The organism is Isoptericola sp. NPDC019571 (assembly GCF_044389385.1).
Taxonomy (GTDB): domain Bacteria; phylum Actinomycetota; class Actinomycetes; order Actinomycetales; family Cellulomonadaceae; genus Isoptericola; species Isoptericola nanjingensis.
The window spans coordinates 192,337-215,023 of the sequence record NZ_JBIRXZ010000008.1; the positions used below are offsets into that span (position 1 = coordinate 192,337).

Annotated in this window: 18 protein-coding genes; 3 read left to right on the top strand and 15 right to left on the bottom strand. The window is 69.8% G+C overall.

Features of this window, described 5'->3' with window-relative positions; genetic code table 11:
• Window positions 1–26: 26 nt before the first annotated feature.
• The 11 genes from tuf to ACH443_RS15420 all read right to left on the bottom strand — a co-directional run bounded on the left by tuf (window position 27) and on the right by ACH443_RS15420 (window position 17,947).
• Window positions 27–1,223 (bottom strand): elongation factor Tu, encoded by a 1,197-nt coding sequence (gene tuf, locus ACH443_RS15370; protein ID WP_429764770.1) that lies wholly within the window; start codon window positions 1,221–1,223, stop codon window positions 27–29.
• 129 nt (window positions 1,224–1,352) lie between these two features.
• Window positions 1,353–3,455 carry an elongation factor G gene (fusA, locus tag ACH443_RS15375; protein WP_429764772.1) on the bottom strand — a complete coding sequence of 701 codons (2,103 nt, stop codon included), beginning with the start codon at window positions 3,453–3,455 and terminating at the stop codon, window positions 1,353–1,355.
• Window positions 3,456–3,567: 112 nt separating this feature from the next.
• Window positions 3,568–4,038, bottom strand: a complete 471-nt coding sequence (rpsG, locus tag ACH443_RS15380) for a 30S ribosomal protein S7 (RefSeq protein ID WP_429764774.1) — start codon at window positions 4,036–4,038, stop codon at window positions 3,568–3,570.
• Entirely contained in the window at window positions 4,038–4,412 is a 375-nt protein-coding gene (rpsL, locus tag ACH443_RS15385) for a 30S ribosomal protein S12 (RefSeq protein ID WP_416342463.1), read from the bottom strand. Before rpsL ends, rpsG begins: the two co-directional genes overlap by 1 nt.
• Window positions 4,413–4,804: 392 nt before the next feature.
• On the bottom strand, window positions 4,805–8,686 hold the full coding sequence (locus ACH443_RS15390) for a DNA-directed RNA polymerase subunit beta' (protein ID WP_429764776.1): 3,882 nt from the start codon (window positions 8,684–8,686) through the stop codon (window positions 4,805–4,807).
• A 56-nt stretch (window positions 8,687–8,742) separates the two neighbouring features.
• The gene (gene rpoB, locus ACH443_RS15395; RefSeq protein WP_429764778.1) at window positions 8,743–12,255 is read right to left on the bottom strand and encodes a DNA-directed RNA polymerase subunit beta; all 3,513 of its coding nucleotides are present in this window, start codon (window positions 12,253–12,255) and stop codon (window positions 8,743–8,745) included.
• 475 nt (window positions 12,256–12,730) lie between these two features.
• Complete coding sequence (rplL, locus tag ACH443_RS15400; protein WP_429764780.1) at window positions 12,731–13,123, bottom strand: 50S ribosomal protein L7/L12; 393 nt, start codon at window positions 13,121–13,123, stop codon at window positions 12,731–12,733.
• Window positions 13,124–13,206: 83 nt separating this feature from the next.
• Window positions 13,207–13,737, bottom strand: a complete 531-nt coding sequence (rplJ, locus tag ACH443_RS15405) for a 50S ribosomal protein L10 (protein WP_429764782.1) — start codon at window positions 13,735–13,737, stop codon at window positions 13,207–13,209.
• A gap of 286 nt (window positions 13,738–14,023) precedes the next feature.
• Window positions 14,024–14,146, bottom strand: coding sequence for a hypothetical protein (locus tag ACH443_RS15410; protein WP_281251988.1), 123 nt, complete (start codon window positions 14,144–14,146; stop codon window positions 14,024–14,026).
• Between the two features lie 101 nt (window positions 14,147–14,247).
• Window positions 14,248–16,800: a CHAT domain-containing protein gene (locus ACH443_RS15415; protein WP_430590784.1), complete on the bottom strand. Its 2,553-nt coding sequence runs from the start codon at window positions 16,798–16,800 to the stop codon at window positions 14,248–14,250.
• 16 nt (window positions 16,801–16,816) lie between these two features.
• Window positions 16,817–17,947, bottom strand: a complete 1,131-nt coding sequence (locus ACH443_RS15420; RefSeq protein WP_430557166.1) for a S8 family serine peptidase — start codon at window positions 17,945–17,947, stop codon at window positions 16,817–16,819.
• Between the two features lie 133 nt (window positions 17,948–18,080).
• Here ACH443_RS15420 and ACH443_RS15425 point away from each other — a divergent pair, with 133 nt between their 5' ends.
• On the top strand, window positions 18,081–18,272 hold the full coding sequence (locus ACH443_RS15425; protein WP_430590785.1) for a hypothetical protein: 192 nt from the start codon (window positions 18,081–18,083) through the stop codon (window positions 18,270–18,272).
• A 589-nt stretch (window positions 18,273–18,861) separates the two neighbouring features.
• Here ACH443_RS15425 and ACH443_RS15430 read toward each other — a convergent pair.
• The gene (locus tag ACH443_RS15430; RefSeq protein ID WP_430590786.1) at window positions 18,862–19,383 is read right to left on the bottom strand and encodes a carboxypeptidase-like regulatory domain-containing protein; all 522 of its coding nucleotides are present in this window, start codon (window positions 19,381–19,383) and stop codon (window positions 18,862–18,864) included.
• A complete protein-coding gene (locus tag ACH443_RS15435; protein ID WP_429764791.1) occupies window positions 19,380–20,015 on the bottom strand; it encodes an RNA polymerase sigma factor in 636 nt (211 codons plus the stop codon). Before ACH443_RS15435 ends, ACH443_RS15430 begins: the two co-directional genes overlap by 4 nt.
• 281 nt (window positions 20,016–20,296) lie before the next feature.
• On the opposite strand from ACH443_RS15435, the gene ACH443_RS15440 reads away from it, so the two are divergent.
• Complete coding sequence (locus ACH443_RS15440) at window positions 20,297–20,704, top strand: DUF4383 domain-containing protein (RefSeq protein WP_429764792.1); 408 nt, start codon at window positions 20,297–20,299, stop codon at window positions 20,702–20,704.
• The gene (locus ACH443_RS15445; RefSeq protein WP_430590787.1) at window positions 20,701–21,291 is read left to right on the top strand and encodes a hypothetical protein; all 591 of its coding nucleotides are present in this window, start codon (window positions 20,701–20,703) and stop codon (window positions 21,289–21,291) included. The genes ACH443_RS15440 and ACH443_RS15445 overlap by 4 nt, the downstream gene beginning before the upstream one ends.
• A gap of 106 nt (window positions 21,292–21,397) precedes the next feature.
• Here ACH443_RS15445 and rplA read toward each other — a convergent pair whose 3' ends face one another.
• Together rplA and rplK are read right to left on the bottom strand one after the other, a co-directional pair.
• A complete protein-coding gene (gene rplA / locus ACH443_RS15450; protein ID WP_429764795.1) occupies window positions 21,398–22,108 on the bottom strand; it encodes a 50S ribosomal protein L1 in 711 nt (236 codons plus the stop codon).
• Between the two features lie 139 nt (window positions 22,109–22,247).
• Entirely contained in the window at window positions 22,248–22,679 is a 432-nt protein-coding gene (rplK, locus tag ACH443_RS15455) for a 50S ribosomal protein L11 (protein WP_429764797.1), read from the bottom strand.
• Window positions 22,680–22,687: the final 8 nt, after the last annotated feature.

Sequence of the window (22,687 nt, forward strand, 5' to 3'; positions counted from 1 at the left end):
CAGGCGATCAGCCGAGGATCAGCAGATCACTTGATGATCTTGGTGACCCGGCCGGAGCCGACGGTGCGGCCACCCTCACGGATGGCGAAGCCGAGGCCCTCCTCCATGGCGATCGGCTGGATCAGCGCGACCGTCATCTCGGTGTTGTCGCCGGGCATGACCATCTCGGTGCCCTCGGGCAGCGTGATGACGCCGGTGACGTCGGTGGTGCGGAAGTAGAACTGCGGACGGTAGTTCGAGTAGAACGGGTTGTGACGCCCACCCTCGTCCTTGCCCAGGATGTAGACCTGCGCCTCGAAGTCCGTGTGCGGGGTGATCGAACCCGGCTTCACGACGACCTGGCCGCGCTCGACGTCCTCGCGCTTGATGCCGCGCAGGAGCAGACCGGTGTTGTCGCCGGCCTGAGCCTGGTCCATCTGCTTGTGGAACGTCTCGATACCGGTGACCGTGGTCTTCTGCGGCTCGCGGATACCGACGATCTCGACCTCGGAGTTGACGTCGAGCGTGCCACGCTCCACCTTGCCGGTCACGACGGTGCCGCGGCCGGTGATGGTGAAGACGTCCTCGATCGGCATGAGGAACGGCTTGTCGAGCTCGCGCACGGGGTCGGGGACGTTCTCGTCCACGGCCTCCATGAGCTCCAGGACCCGCTTGGTCCACTCGGGGTCACCCTCGAGGGCCTTGAGGCCGGAGACGCGGACGACGGGCGCGTTGTCGCCGTCGAACTCCTGCGACGACAGCAGCTCGCGGACCTCCATCTCGACGAGCTCGAGGATCTCCTCGTCGTCGACCATGTCGGCCTTGTTGAGCGCGACCAGCAGGTAGGGGACGCCCACCTGGCGGGCCAGCAGCACGTGCTCGCGCGTCTGGGCCATCGGGCCGTCGGTCGCCGCGACCACCAGGATCGCGCCGTCCATCTGGGCGGCACCGGTGATCATGTTCTTGATGTAGTCGGCGTGACCCGGAGCATCGACGTGCGCGTAGTGACGCTTGGGCGTCTCGTACTCGATGTGCGCGATGTTGATCGTGATACCGCGCTGCTTCTCCTCCGGCGCGGCGTCGATCTCGTCGAAGTTGCGCTGCGTGTTCGCCGGCAGGTCGGGGTACGTGTCCGCAAGCGTCTTCGAGATCGCGGCGGTCAGCGTCGTCTTGCCGTGGTCGACGTGCCCGATCGTGCCGATGTTGACGTGCGGCTTGGTCCGCTCGAACTTGGCCTTAGCCACTGGGGTCCTCCTGGGACTTGGGTAGATGTTCCCGAACGTTGCGAGACTCGGCGAGAGAGCCTACATCCCGCGGGGCGACGGGGGTTTCCTACAGGTTGATGGTTGTGCTGGTCGTCGACCTGTGGGGACTCACTCGCCCCGGGTCTTCTTGATGATCTCGTCAGCAACGTTGCGAGGAACCTCGGCGTAGCTGTCGAACTGCATCGAGTACACGGCACGGCCCTGCGTCTTGGAACGCAGGTCACCGATGTACCCGAACATCTCGCTCAACGGTACCTGGGCGCGCACGACCTTGACACCGGTCGCGTCCTCCATGGACTGGATCATCCCACGACGCGAGTTGATGTCGCCGATCACGTCGCCCATGTACTCCTCGGGCGTCCGGACCTCGACGGCCATCACGGGCTCGAGGATGACCGGGTCGGCCCGCTTGATGCCCTCCTTGAAGACCATCGAGCCGGCGATCTTGAACGCCATCTCCGAGGAGTCGACGTCGTGGTAGGCGCCGTCGAGCAGCGTGGCCTTGACCCCCACCACGGGGAACCCGGCCAGCACGCCCTGCTGCATCGCCGACTGGATACCGGCGTCCACGGACGGGATGTACTCGCGCGGGATACGACCACCGGTGACGGCGTTGGCGAACTCGTAGAGCTCGCCCTCCGTCGTCTCGAGCGGCTCGAAGGTCACCTGGACCTTGGCGAACTGGCCCGAGCCACCGGTCTGCTTCTTGTGCGTGTAGTCGATCTTCTCCGCGGTACGGCGGATCGTCTCGCGGTACGCGACCTGCGGCTTGCCGACGTTCGCCTCGACCTTGAACTCGCGACGCATACGGTCGACGAGGATGTCGAGGTGGAGCTCGCCCATGCCGCCGATGACGGTCTGGCCGGTCTCCTCGTCCAGCTTGACGCGGAAGGTCGGGTCCTCCTGGGCGAGCTTCTGGATCGCCGTGGAGAGCTTCTCCTGGTCGGCCTTCGTCTTCGGCTCGATGGCCACGTCGATGACCGGCTCCGGGAAGGTCATCGACTCGAGGATGACCGGGTTCGCCGGGTCGCAGAGCGTGTCACCGGTGGTGACGTCCTTGAGCCCGATGAAGGCGTAGATGTGCCCGGCGTGCGCCTCTTCGACCGGGTTCTCCTTGTTGGAGTGCATCTGGAAGAGCTTCCCGATGCGCTCCTTCTTGCCCTTGGTCGAGTTCTGGACCTGAGCGCCCTGCGCGACCTTGCCCGAGTAGACGCGGACGTAGGTGAGCTTGCCGAAGAACGGGTGCGTGGCGACCTTGAACGCGAGGGCCGAGAACGGCTCCGCCTCGTCCGGACGACGCTCGATGATCTTCTCCGCGTCCTTGACGTCGTGGCCCTGGACGGCCGGGACGTCGAGCGGGGTCGGCAGGTAGTCGATCACGGCGTCGAGCATGGGCTGCACGCCCTTGTTCTTGAACGCTGAGCCGCACAGGACCGGGAAGGCCTCGGACCGGATGACGAGCTTGCGGATGCCGGACTTGATCTCGGCGACCGAGAGCTCCTCGCCACCGAGGAACTTCTCGAGCAGCTCGTCGTCGGCCTCGGCGACGGCCTCGACGAGCTCGGCCCGGTACTGCTCGGCCTTCTCGACGAGGTCGGCCGGGATGTCCTCGACCGCGTACTCCTCACCCATCTTGGTGTCGCCGCGCCAGGTGAGCGCCTTCATCTCGAGCAGGTCGACGACGCCCTCGAAGTCGTTCTCGGCGCCGATCGGCAGCTGGATGACCAGCGGCTTCGCCTTGAGGCGGTTGATGATGGTGTCGACCGTGAAGTAGAAGTCGGCGCCGAGCTTGTCCATCTTGTTGACGAAGCAGATGCGCGGCACGTCGTACTTGTCGGCCTGGCGCCACACGGTCTCCGACTGGGGCTCCACGCCCTCCTTGCCGTCGAACACCGCGACGGCACCGTCGAGCACGCGCAGCGAGCGCTCGACCTCGACGGTGAAGTCCACGTGACCCGGGGTGTCGATGATGTTGATCTGGTTGTTCTTCCAGTAGCAGGTCGTCGCGGCGGACGTGATCGTGATGCCGCGCTCCTGCTCCTGCTCCATCCAGTCCATCGTCGACGCACCGTCGTGCGTCTCACCGATCTTGTAGTTCACACCGGTGTAGAACAGGATGCGCTCGGTGGTGGTGGTCTTGCCGGCATCGATGTGGGCCATGATGCCGATGTTGCGGACCTTGTTCAGGTCGGTCAGCACGTCGAGTGCCACGGTGTCTTACCCCTTGTCGGTGGAAGGTCGGAAGCCGGGCCGGAGGGCCGGCTGCCGGCCGGTTCCGGATCCTCGGACGGCCCCGGGGGTCACCCGGGGCCGTCCGTGCGCATCACCAGCGGTAGTGCGCGAAGGCCTTGTTCGAGTCGGCCATCTTGTGCATGTCCTCGCGGCGCTTCACGGCGGCACCGAGGCCGTTGGAGGCGTCGAGGATCTCGTTCATGAGGCGCTCGGTCATCGTCTTCTCGCGGCGGGCGCGCGAGAAGTCCGTGAGCCAGCGCAGCGCGAGCGTCGTGGAACGCACGGGGCGCACCTCGACCGGCACCTGGTAGGTGGCGCCACCGACACGGCGGGAGCGGACCTCGAGGGCCGGGCGGACGTTCTCCAGCGCGCGCTTGAGCACGACGACCGGGTCCTGGTCCGTCTTGGCACGGACGCCCTCGAGGGCGCCGTAGACGATCGCCTCGGCGGTGGACTTCTTGCCGTCGAGCAGGACCTTGTTGATCAGCTGCGTGACGACGGGCGACCCGTAGACGGGGTCGACGATGAGCGGCCGCTTGGGGGCCGGACCCTTGCGAGGCATCAGGCCTTCTCCTTCTTCGCGCCGTACTTGCTGCGGGCCTGCTTGCGGTTCTTCACGCCCTGCGTGTCGAGCGCGCCGCGCACGATCTTGTAGCGGACACCCGGGAGGTCCTTCACACGGCCGCCGCGGACGAGCACGATCGAGTGCTCCTGCAGGTTGTGGCCGACACCGGGGATGTACGCCGTGACCTCGGTACCCGAGGACAGCTTGACGCGCGCGACCTTGCGGAGCGCGGAGTTCGGCTTCTTGGGGGTGGTGGTGTACACGCGGGTGCACACGCCGCGCCGCTGGGGCGAGTCCTTGAGGGCCGGCGTCTTCGACGCCACGGCCTTCGTGGACCGGCCCTTGCGGACGAGCTGCTGGATCGTAGGCACTACGTCTCCGTCGTCTTCTCGAGCTCACGAGGGCCGGGCGGCCCTCGACGGTGGTCTGTCTGGCTGGTGCGTGCCGATCGCATGCGGCACCCGCGGCCCTCACGGACCGCAACGCCACTTACCACCGGCTCGATGGCCCGGATCAGCTCAGCTCCCCCGCCCTCACGGACGGTCCGAGCGATCTTCCCGGGGTACCTGTGCGCTCAGGACGGCGACGCCTCCGGCAGCCGGCCCGAGCGAGAACGTTCTGGGCTGACAGCGGGATGCGCGCGCGACGGCACGGGCACGGCTTCCAAGGCTACCCGCGGAAGCAAGCGGGGTCAAAGGAGCGGGAGGGACGCACGCTGTGACGTGCGCCCCTCCCGGACTACCTCGTGGTCAGGATCAGCGGACTAGCGGAAGTCGCCGAAGTCCAGGTCCTCCAGCGGGATCGCCTCGCCCGAGCCCATGCCGAGCGTCGGGAAGTCGATCTCGTCGTAGCCGAAGCTCGGGTAGAGCTCGGCCTTGGCCTGCTCGGTCGGCTCGACCTCGATGTTCCGGTAGCGGGGCAGACCCGTGCCGGCGGGGATGAGCTTACCGAGGATGACGTTCTCCTTGAGGCCCAGCAGCGGGTCACGACGACCGCTCATCGCCGCCTCGGTCAGCACGCGGGTCGTCTCCTGGAAGGAGGCGGCCGAGAGCCACGAGTCGGTGGCGAGCGACGCCTTCGTGATGCCCATGAGCTCCGGACGGCCGGAGGCCGGCTGGCCGCCCTCCGCCACGGCCCGACGGTTCGCGTCCTCGAAGCGGACGCGCTCCGCCAGCTCGCCCGGCAGCAGGTGCGAGTCACCCGAGTCGAGCACGGTCACGCGACGGAGCATCTGCCGCACGATGACCTCGATGTGCTTGTCGTGGATGTCCACGCCCTGCGAGCGGTAGGTCTCCTGGACCTCGTCCACCAGGTGCTTCTGCGTGGCACGCGGGCCGAGGATGCGCAGCACCTTCTTCGGGTCGACGGCGCCCTGGACCAGCTGGGTGCCGACCTGGACCTGCTCGCCGTCGGCGATCAGGAGGCGGGCACGCTTGGTCACCGGGTAGCGGATCTCCTCGCCGCCGTCGGCCGGCGTGAGGACCAGGTGGCGCGTGCGCTCCGTGTCCTCGATCGCCACGGTGCCGGTGTACTCCGCGATCGGGGCCTCACCCTTGGGGGTGCGGGCCTCGAACAGCTCGGTGACACGGGGCAGACCCTGCGTGATGTCCTCCGCGGAGGCGACACCACCGGTGTGGAAGGTACGCATCGTCAGCTGCGTGCCCGGCTCACCGATCGACTGCGCCGCGATGATGCCGACGGCCTCGCCGATGTCCACCAGCTTGCCGGTGGCCAGGGAGCGGCCGTAGCACTTGGCGCAGGTGCCGACGCGCGACTCGCAGGTCAGCACGGAGCGGACCTTGACGTTCTCGATGCCGGCGGCGATCACCTTGTCGATGATCACGTCGCCCGCGTCCGAGCCCGCCTCGGCCACGACGTTGCCGTCCGCGTCCACGACGTCCGTCGCGAACGTGCGCGAGTAGATGCTCGTCTCGACGCGCGGGTGCGGCACCAGCACGTCGCCGATGCGCTCGGCGACGGGCAGCGTGAGGCCGCGCTCGGTGCCGCAGTCCTCCTCGCGGATGATGACGTCCTGCGACACGTCGACCAGACGACGGGTCAGGTAGCCGGAGTCCGCGGTACGCAGCGCCGTGTCGGCCAGGCCCTTGCGGGCACCGTGCGAGGCGATGAAGTACTCGAGGACGGACAGGCCCTCGCGGTAGTTGGACTTGATCGGGCGCGGGATGATCTCGCCCTTCGGGTTCGCCACGAGGCCGCGCATACCGGCGATCTGACGGACCTGCATCCAGTTACCACGGGCGCCCGAGGACACCATGCGGTACAGCGTGTTCCGCGAGTTGCTCTCGAGGTTCTCGCGCATGACCGACGCGATCTTGTCGGTGGCCTGGGTCCAGATCTCGATGAGCTCCTGACGGCGCTCGTCGTCGGTGATCAGACCCTTGTCGAACTGGTCCTGGACCTTCAGCGCACGCTGCTCGTGTTCGTCCAGGATGTCGTTCTTGACCTCCGGCATCGCGACGTCGGAGATCGCGATCGTGACGCCCGAGCGCGTGGCCCAGCGGTAGCCGGCGTCCTTCAGCGCGTCGAGCGACGTCGCGACGTCGACCTTCGGGTAGCGCTCCGCCAGGTCGTTGACGATCGTCGAGAGCTCCTTCTTGCCGACGACGCCGTTCTGGAACGGGTAGTCGATCGGGAGCGCCTCGTTGAAGATCGTGCGGCCCAGGGTGGTCTCGAACAGCAGCGGCTGCCCGGGCTCCCAGCCCTCGGGGGCCTCGAAGCCGCTGGTCGGCGGAACGAGGTCCGACATCCGCAGCTTGATCGTGGCGTTGAGGTCCAGCGCGCCGCGGTCGAGGGCCATGATCGCCTCGGCCTGCGAGGAGAAGACCCGCCCCTCCCCCGTCGCGCCGGGGCGGTCCGAGGTGAGGTGGTGCAGACCGATGATCATGTCCTGCGAGGGCATGGTCACCGGACGGCCGTCCGACGGCTTGAGGATGTTGTTGCTCGAGAGCATGAGGATGCGGGCCTCGGCCTGCGCCTCGGCGCTCAGGGGCAGGTGGACCGCCATCTGGTCGCCGTCGAAGTCCGCGTTGAACGCGGCGCACACGAGCGGGTGCAGGTGGATGGCCTTGCCCTCGACGAGCTGCGGCTCGAAGGCCTGGATGCCCAGGCGGTGCAGGGTGGGGGCACGGTTCAGCAGCACCGGGTGCTCCTGGATGACCTCCTCCAGCACGTCCCAGACCTCGCCGCGGGTGCGCTCGACCATGCGCTTCGCGCTCTTGATGTTCTGCGCGTGGTTGAGCTCGACGAGCCGCTTCATGACGAACGGCTTGAACAGCTCGAGCGCCATCTGCTTGGGCAGGCCGCACTGGTGCAGCTTGAGCTGCGGGCCGACCACGATGACCGAACGGCCCGAGTAGTCGACGCGCTTGCCGAGCAGGTTCTGGCGGAACCGACCCTGCTTGCCCTTGAGCATGTCGGAGATCGACTTCAGCGGGCGGTTGCCCGGCCCCGTGACCGGGCGGCCGCGGCGACCGTTGTCGAACAGCGAGTCCACGGCCTCCTGGAGCATCCGCTTCTCGTTGTTGACGATGATCTCCGGCGCACCCAGGTCGAGCAGGCGCTTGAGCCGGTTGTTGCGGTTGATCACGCGGCGGTACAGGTCGTTGAGGTCCGACGTCGCGAAGCGGCCACCGTCGAGCTGCACCATCGGGCGCAGGTCCGGCGGGATGACCGGGACGGCGTCGAGCACCATCGCCGTGGGCGAGTTGGTCGTCGTGAGGAACGCGTTGACGACCTTCAGGCGCTTGAGCGCGCGCGTCTTGCGCTGGCCCTTGCCCGTCCGGATGGTCTCGCGCAGCGACTGGGCCTCGGCCTCCAGGTCGAAGCTCTCGAGGCGCTTCTGGATCGCCGCGGCGCCCATCGAGCCCTCGAAGTACGTGCCGTAGCGGTCGACGAGCTGGCGGTACAGCATCTCGTCGCCCTCGAGGTCCGCGACCTTGAGGTTCTTGAACCGGTCCCAGACCTGCTCGAGGCGGTCGAGCTCCTGGTCGGCACGCTTGCGCAGCTGCGCCATCTCGCGCTCGGCGGAGTCGCGCACCTTGCGGCGCGCGTCGGCCTTGGCGCCCTCGGCCTCCAGCTCGGCCAGGTCGGCCTCGAGCTTGGCGGCACGGGTGTTGATGTCGTTGTCGCGGCGGTCCGAGATCTCCTTCTTCTCCAGGTCGATCTCGTTCTGGAGGTTCGGGAGGTCCTCGTGGCGGGCCTCGTCGTCGACCCACGTGACCATGTAGGCCGCGAAGTAGATGACCTTCTCCAGGTCCTTCGGGGCCAGGTCGAGCAGGTAGCCGAGGCGCGACGGCACACCCTTGAAGAACCAGATGTGCGTGACCGGGGCGGCGAGCTCGATGTGGCCCATGCGCTCACGGCGCACCTTCGAGCGCGTCACCTCGACGCCGCAGCGCTCGCAGATGATGCCCTTGAAGCGCACGCGCTTGTACTTGCCGCAGTAGCACTCCCAGTCCCGGGTGGGGCCGAAGATCTTCTCGCAGAAGAGCCCGTCCTTCTCCGGCTTCAGGGTGCGGTAGTTGATGGTCTCGGGCTTCTTGACCTCTCCGTGCGACCAGGCACGGATGTCGTCGGCCGTGGCCAGGCCGATACGCAGCTCGTCGAAGACGTTGACGTCGAGCAAGATGTCCTACTTCCTCAAAGCTTTCGAATGTCCGTGGAGTTCAGCTGGTCGCTGGATCAGATCTCGTCGACCGTGGCAGCCGAGTTGGGGCGGCGCGACAGATCGATGCCCAGCTCCTCCGCGGCGCGGTACACCTCGTCGTCGGACTCCTTCATCTCGATGGAGGTCCCGTCGCTCGAGAGCACCTCGACGTTCAGGCACAGCGACTGCATCTCCTTGAGGAGCACCTTGAAGGACTCCGGGATGCCCGAGTCGGGGATGTTCTCGCCCTTGACGATCGCCTCGTAGACCTTCACGCGGCCCGGGACGTCGTCGGACTTGATGGTGAGCAGCTCCTGCAGCGTGTAGGCCGCGCCGTACGCCTCGAGGGCCCACACCTCCATCTCGCCGAAGCGCTGGCCGCCGAACTGCGCCTTACCACCCAGCGGCTGCTGCGTGATCATCGAGTACGGGCCGGTCGAGCGCGCGTGGATCTTGTCGTCGACCAGGTGGTGGAGCTTGAGGATGTACATGTAGCCCACCGACACCGGGTCCGGGAACGGCTCGCCGGAGCGGCCGTCGAAGAGCCGGGCCTTGCCGTCGGTCGCGACCATGCGGTCGCCGTCGCGGTTCGGCAGCGTCGTGGAGAGCAGGCCGCGCAGGCCGGACTCCTCGAGGCCGTCGAACACCGGCGTCGCCACCGGCGTCCCCGGCTCCGACTTCGACGCGACCTCGGGCAGGGTCTCCTTCCAGGAGAGGTCCTTGCCCTCGGCCAGCTCGATGTCCCAGCCACGGCTCGCGACCCACCCGAGGTGCGTCTCGAGGACCTGGCCGACGTTCATGCGGCCGGGCACGCCCAGCGGGTTGAGGATGACGTCGACCGGCGTCCCGTCGGGGAGGAACGGCATGTCCTCCTGCGGCAGGATCTTCGAGATGACGCCCTTGTTGCCGTGACGGCCGGCGAGCTTGTCGCCGACGGTGATCTTGCGGCGCTGGGCGATGTAGACACGGACCAGCTGGTTCACGCCGGCGGGCAGCTCGTCGCCGTCCTCGCGGTTGAACTCGCGGACGCCGATGACCGTGCCCTGCTCGCCGTGAGGCACCTTGAGGGACGTGTCGCGCACCTCGCGGGCCTTCTCGCCGAAGATGGCGCGCAGCAGGCGCTCCTCCGGGGTGAGCTCGGTCTCGCCCTTCGGCGTGACCTTGCCGACCAGCACGTCGCCCGCGCCGACCTCGGCACCGATGCGGATGACACCGCGCTCGTCGAGGTCCGCCAGGACGTCCTCGGAGACGTTCGGGATGTCCCGCGTGATCTCCTCGGGCCCGAGCTTGGTGTCGCGGGCGTCGACCTCGTGCTCCTCGATGTGGATCGAGGACAGGACGTCGTCCTCCACGAGGCGCTGCGACAGGATGATCGCGTCCTCGTAGTTGTGGCCCTCCCACGACATGAACGCGACGAGCAGGTTGCGGCCGAGCGCGAGGTCGCCCTCGTCGGTCGCCGGGCCGTCGGCCAGCACGGAGCCGACCTCGACCCGCTGGCCCTCGTCCACGAGCACGCGCTGGTTGTAGCTGGTGCCCTGGTTCGAGCGGCGGAACTTCGCCGCGCGGTAGGAGCCCGTGGTGCCGTCGTCGTTCGCGACGAGGACCAGGTCCGCGGACACCTCGGTGACCACGCCGGGCTTGGTCGCCACGATGACGTCGCCGGCGTCGACCGCCGCACGACGCTCCATGCCGGTGCCGACCAGCGGCGCCTCGGAGCGCACCAGCGGCACGGCCTGGCGCTGCATGTTGGCGCCCATGAGCGCGCGGTTCGCGTCGTCGTGCTCGAGGAACGGGATGAGCGCCGTCGCGACGGACACCATCTGGCGCGGCGAGACGTCCATGTAGTCGATCTCGGCCGGCGGCAGGTCGTCGGTCTCGCCGCCCTTGGTGCGCACCAGGACGCGGTCGTTGAGGAACGTGCCGTCGACGGCGAGCTCGGTGTTCGCCTGGGCGATGATGTGCCGGTCCTCGTCGTCGGCGGTCAGGTAGACGATCTCGTCCGTGACCTTGCCGTCGGTGACCTTGCGGTACGGCGTCTCGATGAAGCCGAACGGGTTGATGCGACCGAACGACGCGAGCGAGCCGATGAGGCCGATGTTCGGGCCCTCAGGGGTCTCGATCGGGCACATGCGGCCGTAGTGCGACGGGTGGACGTCACGGACCTCCATGCCGGCGCGGTCGCGGGACAGACCACCCGGGCCGAGGGCGTTCAGACGACGCTTGTGCGTCAGGCCCGCGAGCGGGTTGTTCTGGTCCATGAACTGCGACAGCTGCGAGGTGCCGAAGAACTCGCGGATCGACGCGACCACGGGGCGGATGTTGATCAGCGTCTGCGGCGTGATCGCCTCGACGTCCTGCGTCGTCATGCGCTCACGGACCACGCGCTCCATGCGGGACAGGCCCGTGCGCACCTGGTTCTGGATGAGCTCGCCGACGGCGCGGATCCGCCGGTTGCCGAAGTGGTCGATGTCGTCGGTCTCGACGCGGACCTCGGTGGGCTGGCCGTCGCGGGTGCCGGGGATGGTCTCCAGGTCGGCGTGCAGCGCGGCCAGGTACTTGATCGTCGCGACGACGTCGGTCACGGACAGCGTCGAGTCCGCGAGCGGCGCGTCGACGCCCAGCTTCTTGCTGATCTTGTAGCGACCGACCTTCGCGAGGTCGTAGCGCTTCGGGTTGAAGTAGAAGTTCTCGAGCAGCGCGCGACCGGCCTCGACCGTGGGCGGCTCGCCCGGACGGATCTTGCGATACAGGTCGACCAGGGCCTCGTCCTGGGTGTGGACGTGGTCCTTCTCGAGGGTGTCGAGCACGGACGGGAAGTTCGCGAACTCCTCGCGGATCTCCGCCTCCGTGAGGCCGAGGGCCTTCAGCAGGACGGTGACGGGCTGCTTGCGCTTGCGGTCGACGCGCACGCCGACGGCGTCGCGCTTGTCGATCTCGAACTCGAGCCAGGCGCCGCGCGACGGGATGACCTTCGCCGAGAAGACGTCCTTGTCGCTCGTCTTGTCGGGGGTGCGCTCGAAGTAGACGCCCGGGGAACGGACCAGCTGCGAGACGACGACGCGCTCGGTGCCGTTGATGATGAACGTGCCACGCGCGGTCATGAGCGGGAAGTCGCCCATGAACACCGTCTGGCTCTTGATCTCACCGGTCGTGTAGTTCACGAACTCGGCCGTCACGAACAGCGGGGCGGCGAAGGTGAAGTCCTTCTCCTTGCACTCGTCCGCGGTGTACTTCGGCGGCTCGAAGCGGTGGTTCGAGAAGGAGAGGGACATCGACTGGCCGAAGTCCTCGATCGGCGAGATCTCCTCGAAGATCTCCTCGAGGCCCGACGTCGCGGGGACGTCGGACCGGCCGGCGGCGGTGGCCGCCTCGACCCGGGCCTGCCAGGCGGGGCTGCCGAGGAGCCAGTCGAAGCTCTCGGTCTGCAGCCCGAGGAGGTCGGGGACCTCGAGCGGCTCGTAGATCTTGGCGAAGGAGACGCGGCGGGAAGCGGTGCGGTTCGCGATGGCGTCGGCGGACGGAACAGAAGGGGTGCGCGAGGCAGCCAAGAGGGGTCCTTCCCTGCAGTTCGATGGCACGCTGTACGCTCTGCGAGGGCTGGAGGCGCCGGACCGCGGGAGTGGACCGCCCCAGGGGTCACGAAGACGTGATCACGGAGGGCGGGCATCGTCGGCGGGGAGGCGTCGGGGCACAAGCGAGCGCAAAGCGCTAGCGTAGCCAGAACTTCATCGTTTGTCCAACTCGCGCGGGCACACGAGCGGACGCCCTCGGTTCTGGGTCTTGAGGACGTTGTCTCGGTGGCCGCCATATGCCGCCCAAGAAACGGTTGTCGGACCAGCCTAACCCGTGGTAGGCGGCCGCGGCCAGGCGCCGGCGCGCGACGTCGGTCACGACACGACACCTCCACAACCGGCCCGCTCCCCCGCGGCGTCCTGCCGGCCTACCGCCCGCACGCAGCGAGGCCCGCACCCCCCGAAGGGGATGCGGGCCTCGCGGAAGCGATGCGCGGCTAGGCCGCGGCGATCACTTGAGGGTGACGGTGGCGCCGGCGCCCTCGAGGGCAGCCTTGGCCTTCTCGGCCGTCTCCTTGTTCGCGGCCTCCAGGACCGGCTTCGGGGCGCCGTCCACGAGGTCCTTGGCCTCCTTCAGGCCGAGGGACGTGAGCGCGCGCACCTCCTTGATGACCTGGATCTTCTTGTCGCCGGCGGCCTCGAGGATGACGTCGAACTCGTCCTTCTCCTCGGCGGCCTCGGCGCCACCGGCACCGCCGGCGGCGGGGGCGGCGACCGCGACGGCGGCGGGAGCGGCGGCGGTGACCTCGAACTTGTCCTCGAAGGCCTTCACGAACTCGTTGAGCTCGATGAGCGTGAGCTCCTCGAAGGCGGCCAGGAGCTCGTCGGTGCTGAGCTTCGCCATGATGGCGTTCCTTTCGGTTGGTGCGTCCTGGGGCGTACGGCCCCGCAGAAGCAAGGGAGGGGGTTGTGCTTGCCGCACCGCCGTCAGGCGGCAGCGGCCTCCGATTCCTGCTTCTGACGCAGGGCATCGATGACGCGAGCGGCCTGGGCCGGCTTCGCGCTGAAGGCGTAGGCAGCCTGGAAGAGCTTGGCCTTCATCGCGCCGGCCGTCTTGGCCAGCAGGACCTCGCGGGACTCGAGGTCCGCGAGCTTGGTGACCTCTGCAGCGGTCAGCGGCTTCCCGTCAAGGACACCGCCCTTGATGACCAGTGCAGGGTTCGCCTTGGCGAAGTCACGCAGACCCTTGGCGGCCTCGACCGGGTCGCCGGTCACGAACGCGATCGCGGACGGACCCTTGAGGTCGGCCTCGAACGCGTCGATCCCGGCCTCCTTGGCCGCGATGGACGTCAGCGTGTTCTTCACCACGGCGTAGGTTGCGTTGCCGCTGAGCGACCGACGCAGCTCCTTGAGCTGTGCGACGGTGAGCCCGCGGTACTCGGTCAGCACGGCCGCGTTCGCGTCACGGAACTTGTCCGCGACCTCCGCGACAGCGGCTGCCTTGTCCGGCCTCGCCATGGCAATCCTTCCGGTGGTGGTGCCACCGGTACCTGCAAGAGAAAGAGCCCCGGCGCAGGTGCGCACGGGGCTCGGAGCTCACAGCCAGGCTGTGTGATCGTCGTCGTGTCACCTACGCAGGCCCCCGCTCTCACGGGACTTCGGTCTTCGGCTTGCTGGGGCGAGCCCGGGCAGCGTCGGACGACCGGCGGTCTTGGGTTACCCGAGAACTGTACACGACGACGGGCGGCGGTTCGGCACACTCGTGCCGAACCGCCGCCCACGCTCTGACAGCGACGTGTTGCCGTCAGTGGGAGCTGAACGGGTGCTGCGGGCCCGGGGGCTCCGCCGACGCCGTTGCCGCGGCGCCCACCACGGCGGTGGCGGCGAGCAGCAGACCAGCGATGACGCGAGTGGCGCGTGTCTTCATCGAACGTCCTTCCGTCGGTTGTCCCCGCCTTGCGGCGGGCTGCCGAGTTCGGCTCCGACATCACACCGGTGGCGGGGGGTGAGCACAAGGTGTCGTCCACATCACAGGACGAGCGGCCCGAAGCACACCAGCGGCACCGGCTCCGGCTCGTCCGCGACGGCACGGGCGAGCGCCTCCCCGGGGCGGAGCCCGTCGCGGAGGCCTCGGTGCAGCGCCGGCATCACGCGCACCGCGACCTCGTCGCGCAACGGCGCGACGCTCGCGACCACGGCACGCGCTCCCATGCGCAACAGCACGCTCGTCAGGCCGAGGGGCTCACCGCCGTGCTTGATGCTGACGGACCCGACGTCGCACGCCGAGAGCACCATGACACACCGTGCGAGATCCGTACCATCGAGCTCGTGCGCGAACAGCGGCCCGTCCGCGAGGCGCACGCTCGAGAAGACCGGGTTGTCGGGCTCGTGCTGACCGTGCGCTGCCAGATGGACGATCGCGTGCCCGTCGAGCTCGCGAGCCACGGTCTCGCACGTGGCCCGCGCGTCGGCCAGGACGGTCGTCCCCGGACCCCACACGTTCGCGACAGCATCTGCCTCGGCAGGGGCGTGCCGCAGCTCCGGACCTGCGACCACGAGTGCGGGACCGGGTGACCACTCGGCCTTCCCCCGTGCGACCCACGAGTTCACCACGGTCGACGTCCCTCGACGCGACGGGAGCGATGCCCACGGCAGCGAGACCAGACGGCCACGAGCCGCGACGAAGAGGGGGACCTCGGGGTCGACGTCCCGGAGCAATGTGGCGTCCAACCAGGCGAGGTCGCGCTCGAGCGATCGCAGGGCAGCCACCCTCATCGGCGCGGGGATCAGTGGGTTGGCGAGCACGTACTGATCAGCACGGACGCGGCGCGCTCGCTCGACGACGTCGTCGACCTGACCGAGCTCCCTGACCCGGGCGCCTGACCGGTCGACGCGGACGGCGAGGACCTTCCCTCGATAGAGCGCAAGGTTCAGCACCACCCGATCCGACGCCGCGGCGCGCAGCTCGGCGCGGATCGCCCGCGCCGTTGCCGCGCGCGGGGCCTCGATCTCGCCCCCGGCCTGCCATGACCGTTCACGCGCACGGTCTTGGAGCCGCCTCGCCTCGCGCCGGAGCTCCAAGGGTTCGCGCGACGGTTCGGAACTCTCGAGCTCGAGCGCACGCGCCTGGTCCAGCAGGCTCCGCGCCGCCGACACCAGCGCAGCGGTCTCGCCGTCCGTCGACGGCCTCACCCTCCCTGAACCGGCGAACGTGGCGCGCCCTCGCTCGAGCGCGTCGAAGAGGGCGTCCGCGCTCCCCTGGGACAGCGCCGCCACGATGTCCACGCCCTGGAGCCGGACGCCATGCGCAGCCGCCGCCGTGACCGCCTCGACGGCGCCCAGCCGCTGGCGCTGCACAGCGAGCAGGCCCTGCCCCCGACGGATTGCCGCAAGTCCGCGCCGCCGGTCGCCCTGCCCGAACGCGACGAGGGCTCGAACTGCCTCGGCACGCAGCCGCGTCCCCAGAGCCAAACCGGAGCGGGACGGAAGGCGCCGCAGGTGGCCCAGTGCCGCGTCGACGTCGCCCGCGCGCGCAAGCGCGTCGGCGGCGACGAGAGAGACGTCGGCGGCCAGTCGCGCCCCTCCGGGCACGGCGGTGGCGCGGTCGAGCACTTGCTCGGCCGCCCGAGCGAGCCGCCGGACGCGCGCGGGCTGCGCGCCCTGGTCGATGATCTTCCCGTGCCGGGCATCCAGTCCGATCAGGTCCGCACGAAGCTCGAGGAGCCGATCTCCCGTACGACGCGCGGACGACCGCACGCTCCGGGCGAGCACCACGGCCTCCAGGTACTGCTCGAGCCCGACCAGGCACCGGGCGCGAGCGAGCCTCGCGTCGAGCAGGTCACGCCGGGCCGCGGTGGACGAGAGCAGCTGTCCCGCCTGCCGGAGCGCCTCCTCCGCGTCGGTGAGCAGGCCCGCTTCGTAGAGCACCGCCGCCTTGTCCATCAGGCCCACCCCGGCGTGCTCAGGCGGCGCGACCCGCGCCGCCTCCGCCATCGAACGCAGCGCGGCAGGGAGCTCGCCACGGAGGAAGAGCGCGTAGCCGAGGTTGTGAGCCGCCATCGCGTGGAGCGCCGGTTCGACCCCGGCGCTCGTGATCGACACGCACCGCTCGAAGTCACGCGCCGCCAGCTCCGTCTCGCCGCGTTCGAGACGGAGCGACCCGCGGTTGAGGTACACCGCGCCGAGGTCGGGACCGTCCGGGAGCCCTCTCTCCGCGCTGGAGAAGTCGATCAGGGCGTCGTCGAGCTGTCCGCGCCTCAGACGCAGCAGTCCACGTCGGCCGTCGACCAGCGCCACGAGCGCAGGGTCTCCGCTCATCTCCGCCCACCACCGCGCTTCGGCGAGCAGTGCCAGGCAGTCCTCCGTGGCCGCCCCCTGTTCGGACATGCACCGGGACTCACCCACCAGAGCGCGCACGTGCAGCTCCGCCACAGCCGCCGGGGCAGTAGGCGCGAGGCGCCCGAGCTCACGACGCACCGCTCTGTACTGACGCACTGCCAGTCCGAATCGGCGCCGGACGCGATCGTTGTCGAGGGCTCGGTCGAGCGCCCCACGCAACGCAACGACGGGATCCTCGCCCAAGGCCTCGCCTCCCCGATCAGTTCATCGCAGCGCCCTCCGGAGGCGTGAGCCCCGTGTGCTCCGCGACGGCCGCCCAGGCATCATCCAGACGCAGCCGCTGTTCCGGCGAAACGCTACCGTCCCGTCCCGAAGGCGCGACGGCCGGCGTCCGTCCGTCGCGTCGCTCCGCCAGCGTGGAGGCGATCTCGCCGGCCAGGACCGGCGCGGCGAACGACGTCCCGCTCCAGGTCGCGAACCCTCCCTGAAAGCCCTCGATATCGAGGGTAGCCCGGTGCCCCGTGCCATACCGGTCCTCGATCCGCAACGAGGGGGTGATCGGACCGTCGAGGGTGGTGGGAATCGTGCTCACCACCGCGGCGCCGCACCGCGTCGTCGTCACCCAGCGACCGTCGTTGCTGAACAGCGCCGTCGTTCCATCAGGATTCTCTGCGCCGACCGCGAGCACCGGCGGCGCGCCGTCCCGGTCCGCGGGTGTCGACCCGATCGCCCGAGCCCGGACACGGCCGTCGTGCGGGTCGCGCGTCCGCTCGACGAGGGGCGCGAGCGCGGCGGGAAAGCTCGGCCGGGTCGTGCCGTCGTTCCCGGCAGCCGTCACGACCACGACGCCGCTCGACCGCAGCTCGTCGATCACGGCGCGCAGCGCGTCGGTCACGCCGAGATTCTCGGCCTCCTCGTGGTAATAGCCCAGGGAGAGCACGACGACGTCGACGGGAGCGCCGCCGTCGCCAGGAACAACATCTGCCTCCAGCCCGAGCTGGTGGAACTCCAGCAGCCGGGTGAGGGTCGTGACCAGGTCGGACTCCGCGCCGACACCGTCGCCACCGACCACCCTGACGGGCAGGATGGCCGCATCGGGGCACTTTTGGTGCACGATGCCGGCGATGAAGGTGCCGTGCCCGGCGACGGGGTCGAGAGGACCGGTCAGCGAGGAGGCGCTGGCTCCGCCGATCTCGGCGTCCTCGCTCCGCCGCGCGGGGACGGGCTGGGTCCCGATCGGCCGCCCGTCGGGCAGGACCGCGTTCCGCACGACGATCCCGTTGCCGTCGAGCTCCGCGGCAGGATCGTCCCCCTCCGCGATGTCGTAGGTCCCGAACCAGGGGTGGGTCCCGAGCCCGGTGTCGACGATCGCCACCAACGGTCGCAGCATGCCGCCCTCGGTGACGTACGGCGTCGGCCCGTCAGCGTGCTGCCGCGCGGGTCGGTCGCCCAGCCAGGCGACAGGCGCACGTCCACCCCATCCGGGCATCGCGTACTCCGCCATCCCTCGCATCGGGGAGGACGTGAACGGGGACGAGGTGAACGGCGAGCTCGTGAACGGAGATGACGTGAAGGGCGAGCTCGTGAACGGCGACGACGTGAAGGGCGAACTCGTGAACGGCGACGACGTGAAGGGCGAACTCGTGAACGGCGAACTCGTAAACGGCGACGACGTGAAGGGCGAACTCGTGAACGGGCGCGCCAGCATCACGTGATCAAGGCTGACGCGCCGACACCCATGCTCGCCACCGAGCTCGAGGGTGCCGCCGAGGGCCTCCACGATCTCCCAGGCGTCGGGCTCGTCGCCGTCCTTCTCGGGGACCAGACGGAGCGCGAACGCGAAGTCGTCGTCGCAGTCGTCCGCGGAGGGACCACCGGTCGAGCGGCGAGTTCGTCGCCGTCCGGCCGCCTCGAGGGCGAGGGTGCAGCCGCGTTCGTGTGCGAGTCGCTCGATCTCGGTGAGGTCGGACAGCTCCGCGTCCTCCCCGGCACTCGCGATCGACGCCACTCGACGCACGTCCGCCGGGCCTTCCGGGCCTTCGGTGAAGCGCCGCGGCGGAGGCCCCTGGACGATGACCCTGTCGGCGACGTACCACGTGGGTCGCACCTGCGGGACGCCAGGCCGGCGCCGCACGAGAGACGGGTCCAGGAAACGCACCGGCCGATAGTCGTGGTTCGGGTCCGGCACCGCCGCTCCGGCGGCCTGGTCTGGGGTCTCGCTCACCTGCTCCTCCTCGAGTGGGCACGCCTAGCGGCGGCGTGCAAGAGTCCTCGCCCCTCAGTCATGCGGGCAGATCGGTTCGTTCAGAGCTCGATGACCGGCGTGGCGACGGTGACGTCGCCGCCGTCGGGCAGGCGTACGAGCAGGCTGGTGGGGCCGCGGTCGACGCCGGTGAAGGCGAAGCGGCCGTCGTCGTCGGCGGTGGTGGTGCGCTCGCCGTCCGGCTGCCTCAGCTCGACGACGAGCGTCGCGGCGGGCGCGACCCAGCCGTCGAGGCGCACGTGGGTGCCGTCGTCGTCCGTGGACAGCGCGATCATCACGGTGAGGCGCTCGTGCGTGAACGTGATGGTGCGCGCCTCGAGCGGCGGGGCGTCGCCGCGCACGGACCCGGCGGGGGCCTCGATCTGCTGCAGCTCCATCACGTCTGCCTCGAGCCGTGCGAGCGTCATCGCGAAGAGCGACCGCTCGACGAGCCCCTGGGGCACGGGGTCGACCACCTCGAAGGCGCGTCCGAGCCGCCCCAGGACGGCGACGTCGCGCGCGTCCAGGGCCTCGTCCTCACCGGGCACGGGCTCGCCCCACGCGTTCTCGTGCTTCTGGCTCATGTCCACGAGGCCTCCCCATGCTCCGTGAGGACGGCGCGCAGCTTCGCCAGGCACCGTCCCCGTGTGGCGCCGATGCTTCCCACCGGCATGCCGATCGACGCCGAGATCGCCTTGTAGTCCGGGCGGTCGGCGAGCGAGACGAGTCGCAGCAGCTCCTGGCAGCGCTCCGGGAGCCGGCGGAGCGACGACCAGAGGATCCGGTCGCGCTCGTCGGTCAGCACCTCGGCCTCCGGGCCCGGGCGGGCGTCCGGCAGCGCCGCGGCGCCCTCGGTCACGTCGTCCGGCAGCTCGGTGCGGCGGCGCAGGTCCGCACGCCCCTTGCGCACCGTCTCCCAGGCGGCCCGCCGGGCCGTCACGAGGAGCCACTTCAGCACGGCCTTCGGCTCGGCGATCGTGTCCGCGTGCCGCACGAGCGCCGCCCACGTGGACTGCACCACGTCGTCGGCGACGTCCCGGTCGACGCCCTGGGCGCGCACCGTGTGCCACAGCAACGGCGTCGCCTCCCGGACCAGGTCCGACAGGGCGTCGGTGCGGCCCTCCCGGAACTCCAGGACCGCCCGCGCGGCCCGGTCGCCCAGGCTCTCGTCGGCGTCGGGCGTCCCACCGAGTGGTTCCTCAGCGGCTCGTGTCATGGCTGTTCGCACCTCGTGAGGGCTCGTCGAGAAGCCGGGGCTGCCGCGCCCCGGGGCCTCCGAGCCTACGGCGCGGCCCGACGACGCGGCAGGAGGAAGTTGCATGGACATGCACGGACCTCCTCCGGCAGCGCTCGTGCGGTGCTGCGTACTCGTCATCGCACGGAAAGAGGACGACCCGCACCGCGTGATACACCGGGGCCCATCCGACCGGGCGGCCGCTCCGAACCACCTCCGAGCGCGGGACCACCCCGCGCCCGACAGAAGAAGGAGCAGCCACCATGGGCTCGTCCGCGAACCGTCTCCTCGCCGCAGTCTTCGGCGCCGTCTACCTGCTGGTCGGCCTCGCCGGGTTCGTCGTCACCTCGGGCGTCGGCTTCGCCGCCACGGAGGGCGAGAAGCTCCTGTTCTTCGAGGTGAACCCGCTGCACAACATCATCCACGTCGCGATCGGAGCCGCTCTGCTCCTGGCCTCGCGCTCGGTCGCGGCGGCCAAGAGCGTCAACGTGACCGTCGGCGCGGTCTACCTGCTGGTCGGCGTCCTCGGCCTCTTCCTCGTCGGCACCGGCGCGAACATCATCGCGCTGAACGGCGCCGACAACGTGCTGCACCTTGCCAGCGCCCTCCTGCTGCTCGGCGTCGGGCTGGGCGCGGACCGCCGCGCCGAGACGGGCGTCGCGACGGCATGACCCGGACCGCGCCCCTGGCCCGCCTGCTCGTCGCGTTCGCGCTGGTCGGCGCCGGCCTGGTCAACATGGGCCTTGTGCGGGGCGCGTTCCCTCGCCCCCACGGCGTGTTCTCGCTGGTCGTCGGCGCGACCGAGCTCGTGGTGGCGGTGCTCGTCCTGCGCGGGACGCCGATACGCGGCGCCGATCCCGCCGTGCTCGCGCGGGTCGCCGTCGGGGCTCTCGCCGTGACAAGCGTCTTCGGGATCGCGCTGGGCGTCGCGGAGGGAACCCACGTCGGCGCGGCCGCCGCGGCGGCCTCCCTCCAGCTCGCCGCCGCCTGCGTGGTGGGAGCCACGGCCCGACCGGCGCGCGGCATGCCGGACGCCGACCGGCCCGACGGGTCCCGGACCGGGCCCGCGGCGACGGCCGCCGGGAGGAGACCGCGCGCCGCCGTGTCGCTCGCGATCCTCTTCGCGGGTGCCGTGGCCGTCTCCACGGTCGCGTCCGCCGGCCTGACCGACACGGAGGCAGGCGCACGGGCCGTGCCCCACGGCGAGCACCACCTCCCGGACCTGCCCGGCCTCGAGGGCCATCACCACGGTCGATGACCCGGCCCACCGCCGTGTTCCGGTGGGACGCCGACGGCCCGGCACCCTCGCGGGTGCCGGGCCGTCGGCGGTGGTTCAGCGGGTCCCTGCCGGGATCACGCCTCGATCAGGCCTCGTCGAGCAGCTTCGAGGTGCGCGACTGGTCGAGCGGGATGCCCGGGCCCATCGTCGTCGTCATCGTGGCCTTGGTGATGTACCGGCCCTTGGACGACGTCGGCTTGAGACGCAGGACCTCGTCGAGCGCGGCGGCGTAGTTCTCCACCAGCGCCTTCTCGTCGAAGGACGCCTTGCCGATGATGAAGTGCAGGTTCGAGTGCTTGTCGACGCGGAACTCGATCTTGCCGCCCTTGATGTCGGACACGGCCTTGGTCACGTCCATCGTCACGGTGCCGGTCTTCGGGTTCGGCATCAGACCACGGGGGCCCAGCACCTTGCCCAGACGACCGACCTTGCCCATGAGGTCCGGCGTCGCCACGGCGGCGTCGAAGTCGGTGTAGCCGGCCGCGACCTTGGCGATCAGGTCGTCGCCGCCGACCTCGTCGGCGCCGGCCGCCACGGCCTCCTCGGCCTTGGCGGCGTTCGCGAAGACGATCACGCGGGCCGTCTTGCCGGTGCCGTGCGGCAGGTTGACCGTGCCGCGGACCATCTGGTCGGCCTTGCGGGGGTCGACGCCCAGGCGGAACGCGACCTCGACGGTCGCGTCGTACTTGACCGTCGCGGTCTCCTTGGCGAGGCGGACCGCCTCGAGGGGGCTGTACAGGTTCTCGCGGTCGATCTTCTCGGCCGCGGCGCGGTACGCCTTGCTGCGCGTTGCCATCTGCTTCTCCTTCTGCAGTCGTGGTGAGCGGGTCCGCGCGGACCCTGCCACGTGCCCGACGTCGTTCGCCGGGACTTGGTCCGAGCCACCCGAACCGGACCGGACGGATCCGGTCAGGCGCGGGTGGCCCGGTCGCGGATCACTCCGCGACGGTGATGCCCATCGAACGAGCGGTGCCGGCGACGATCTTCATCGCGGCGTCGATGTCGTTCGCGTTGAGGTCCTGGAGCTTGGTCTGCGCGATCTCGCGGACCTGGTCCTGGGTGAGCTGCGCGACCTTGACGGTGTGCGGGGTCGCGGAGCCCTTGGCCACACCGGCGGCCTTCTTGATGAGCTCGGCGGCCGGCGGCGTCTTCGTGATGAACGTGAACGAGCGGTCCTCGTACACGGTGATCTCGACGGGGACGACGTTGCCGCGCTGCGACTCCGTGGCCGCGTTGTAGGCCTTGCAGAACTCCATGATATTCACGCCGTGCTGACCGAGCGCGGGGCCGATCGGCGGGGCGGGCGTGGCCGCACCGGCCTTGATCTGGAGCTTGATGAGGCCGGAGACCTTCTTCTTGGGAGGCATGACTCTTC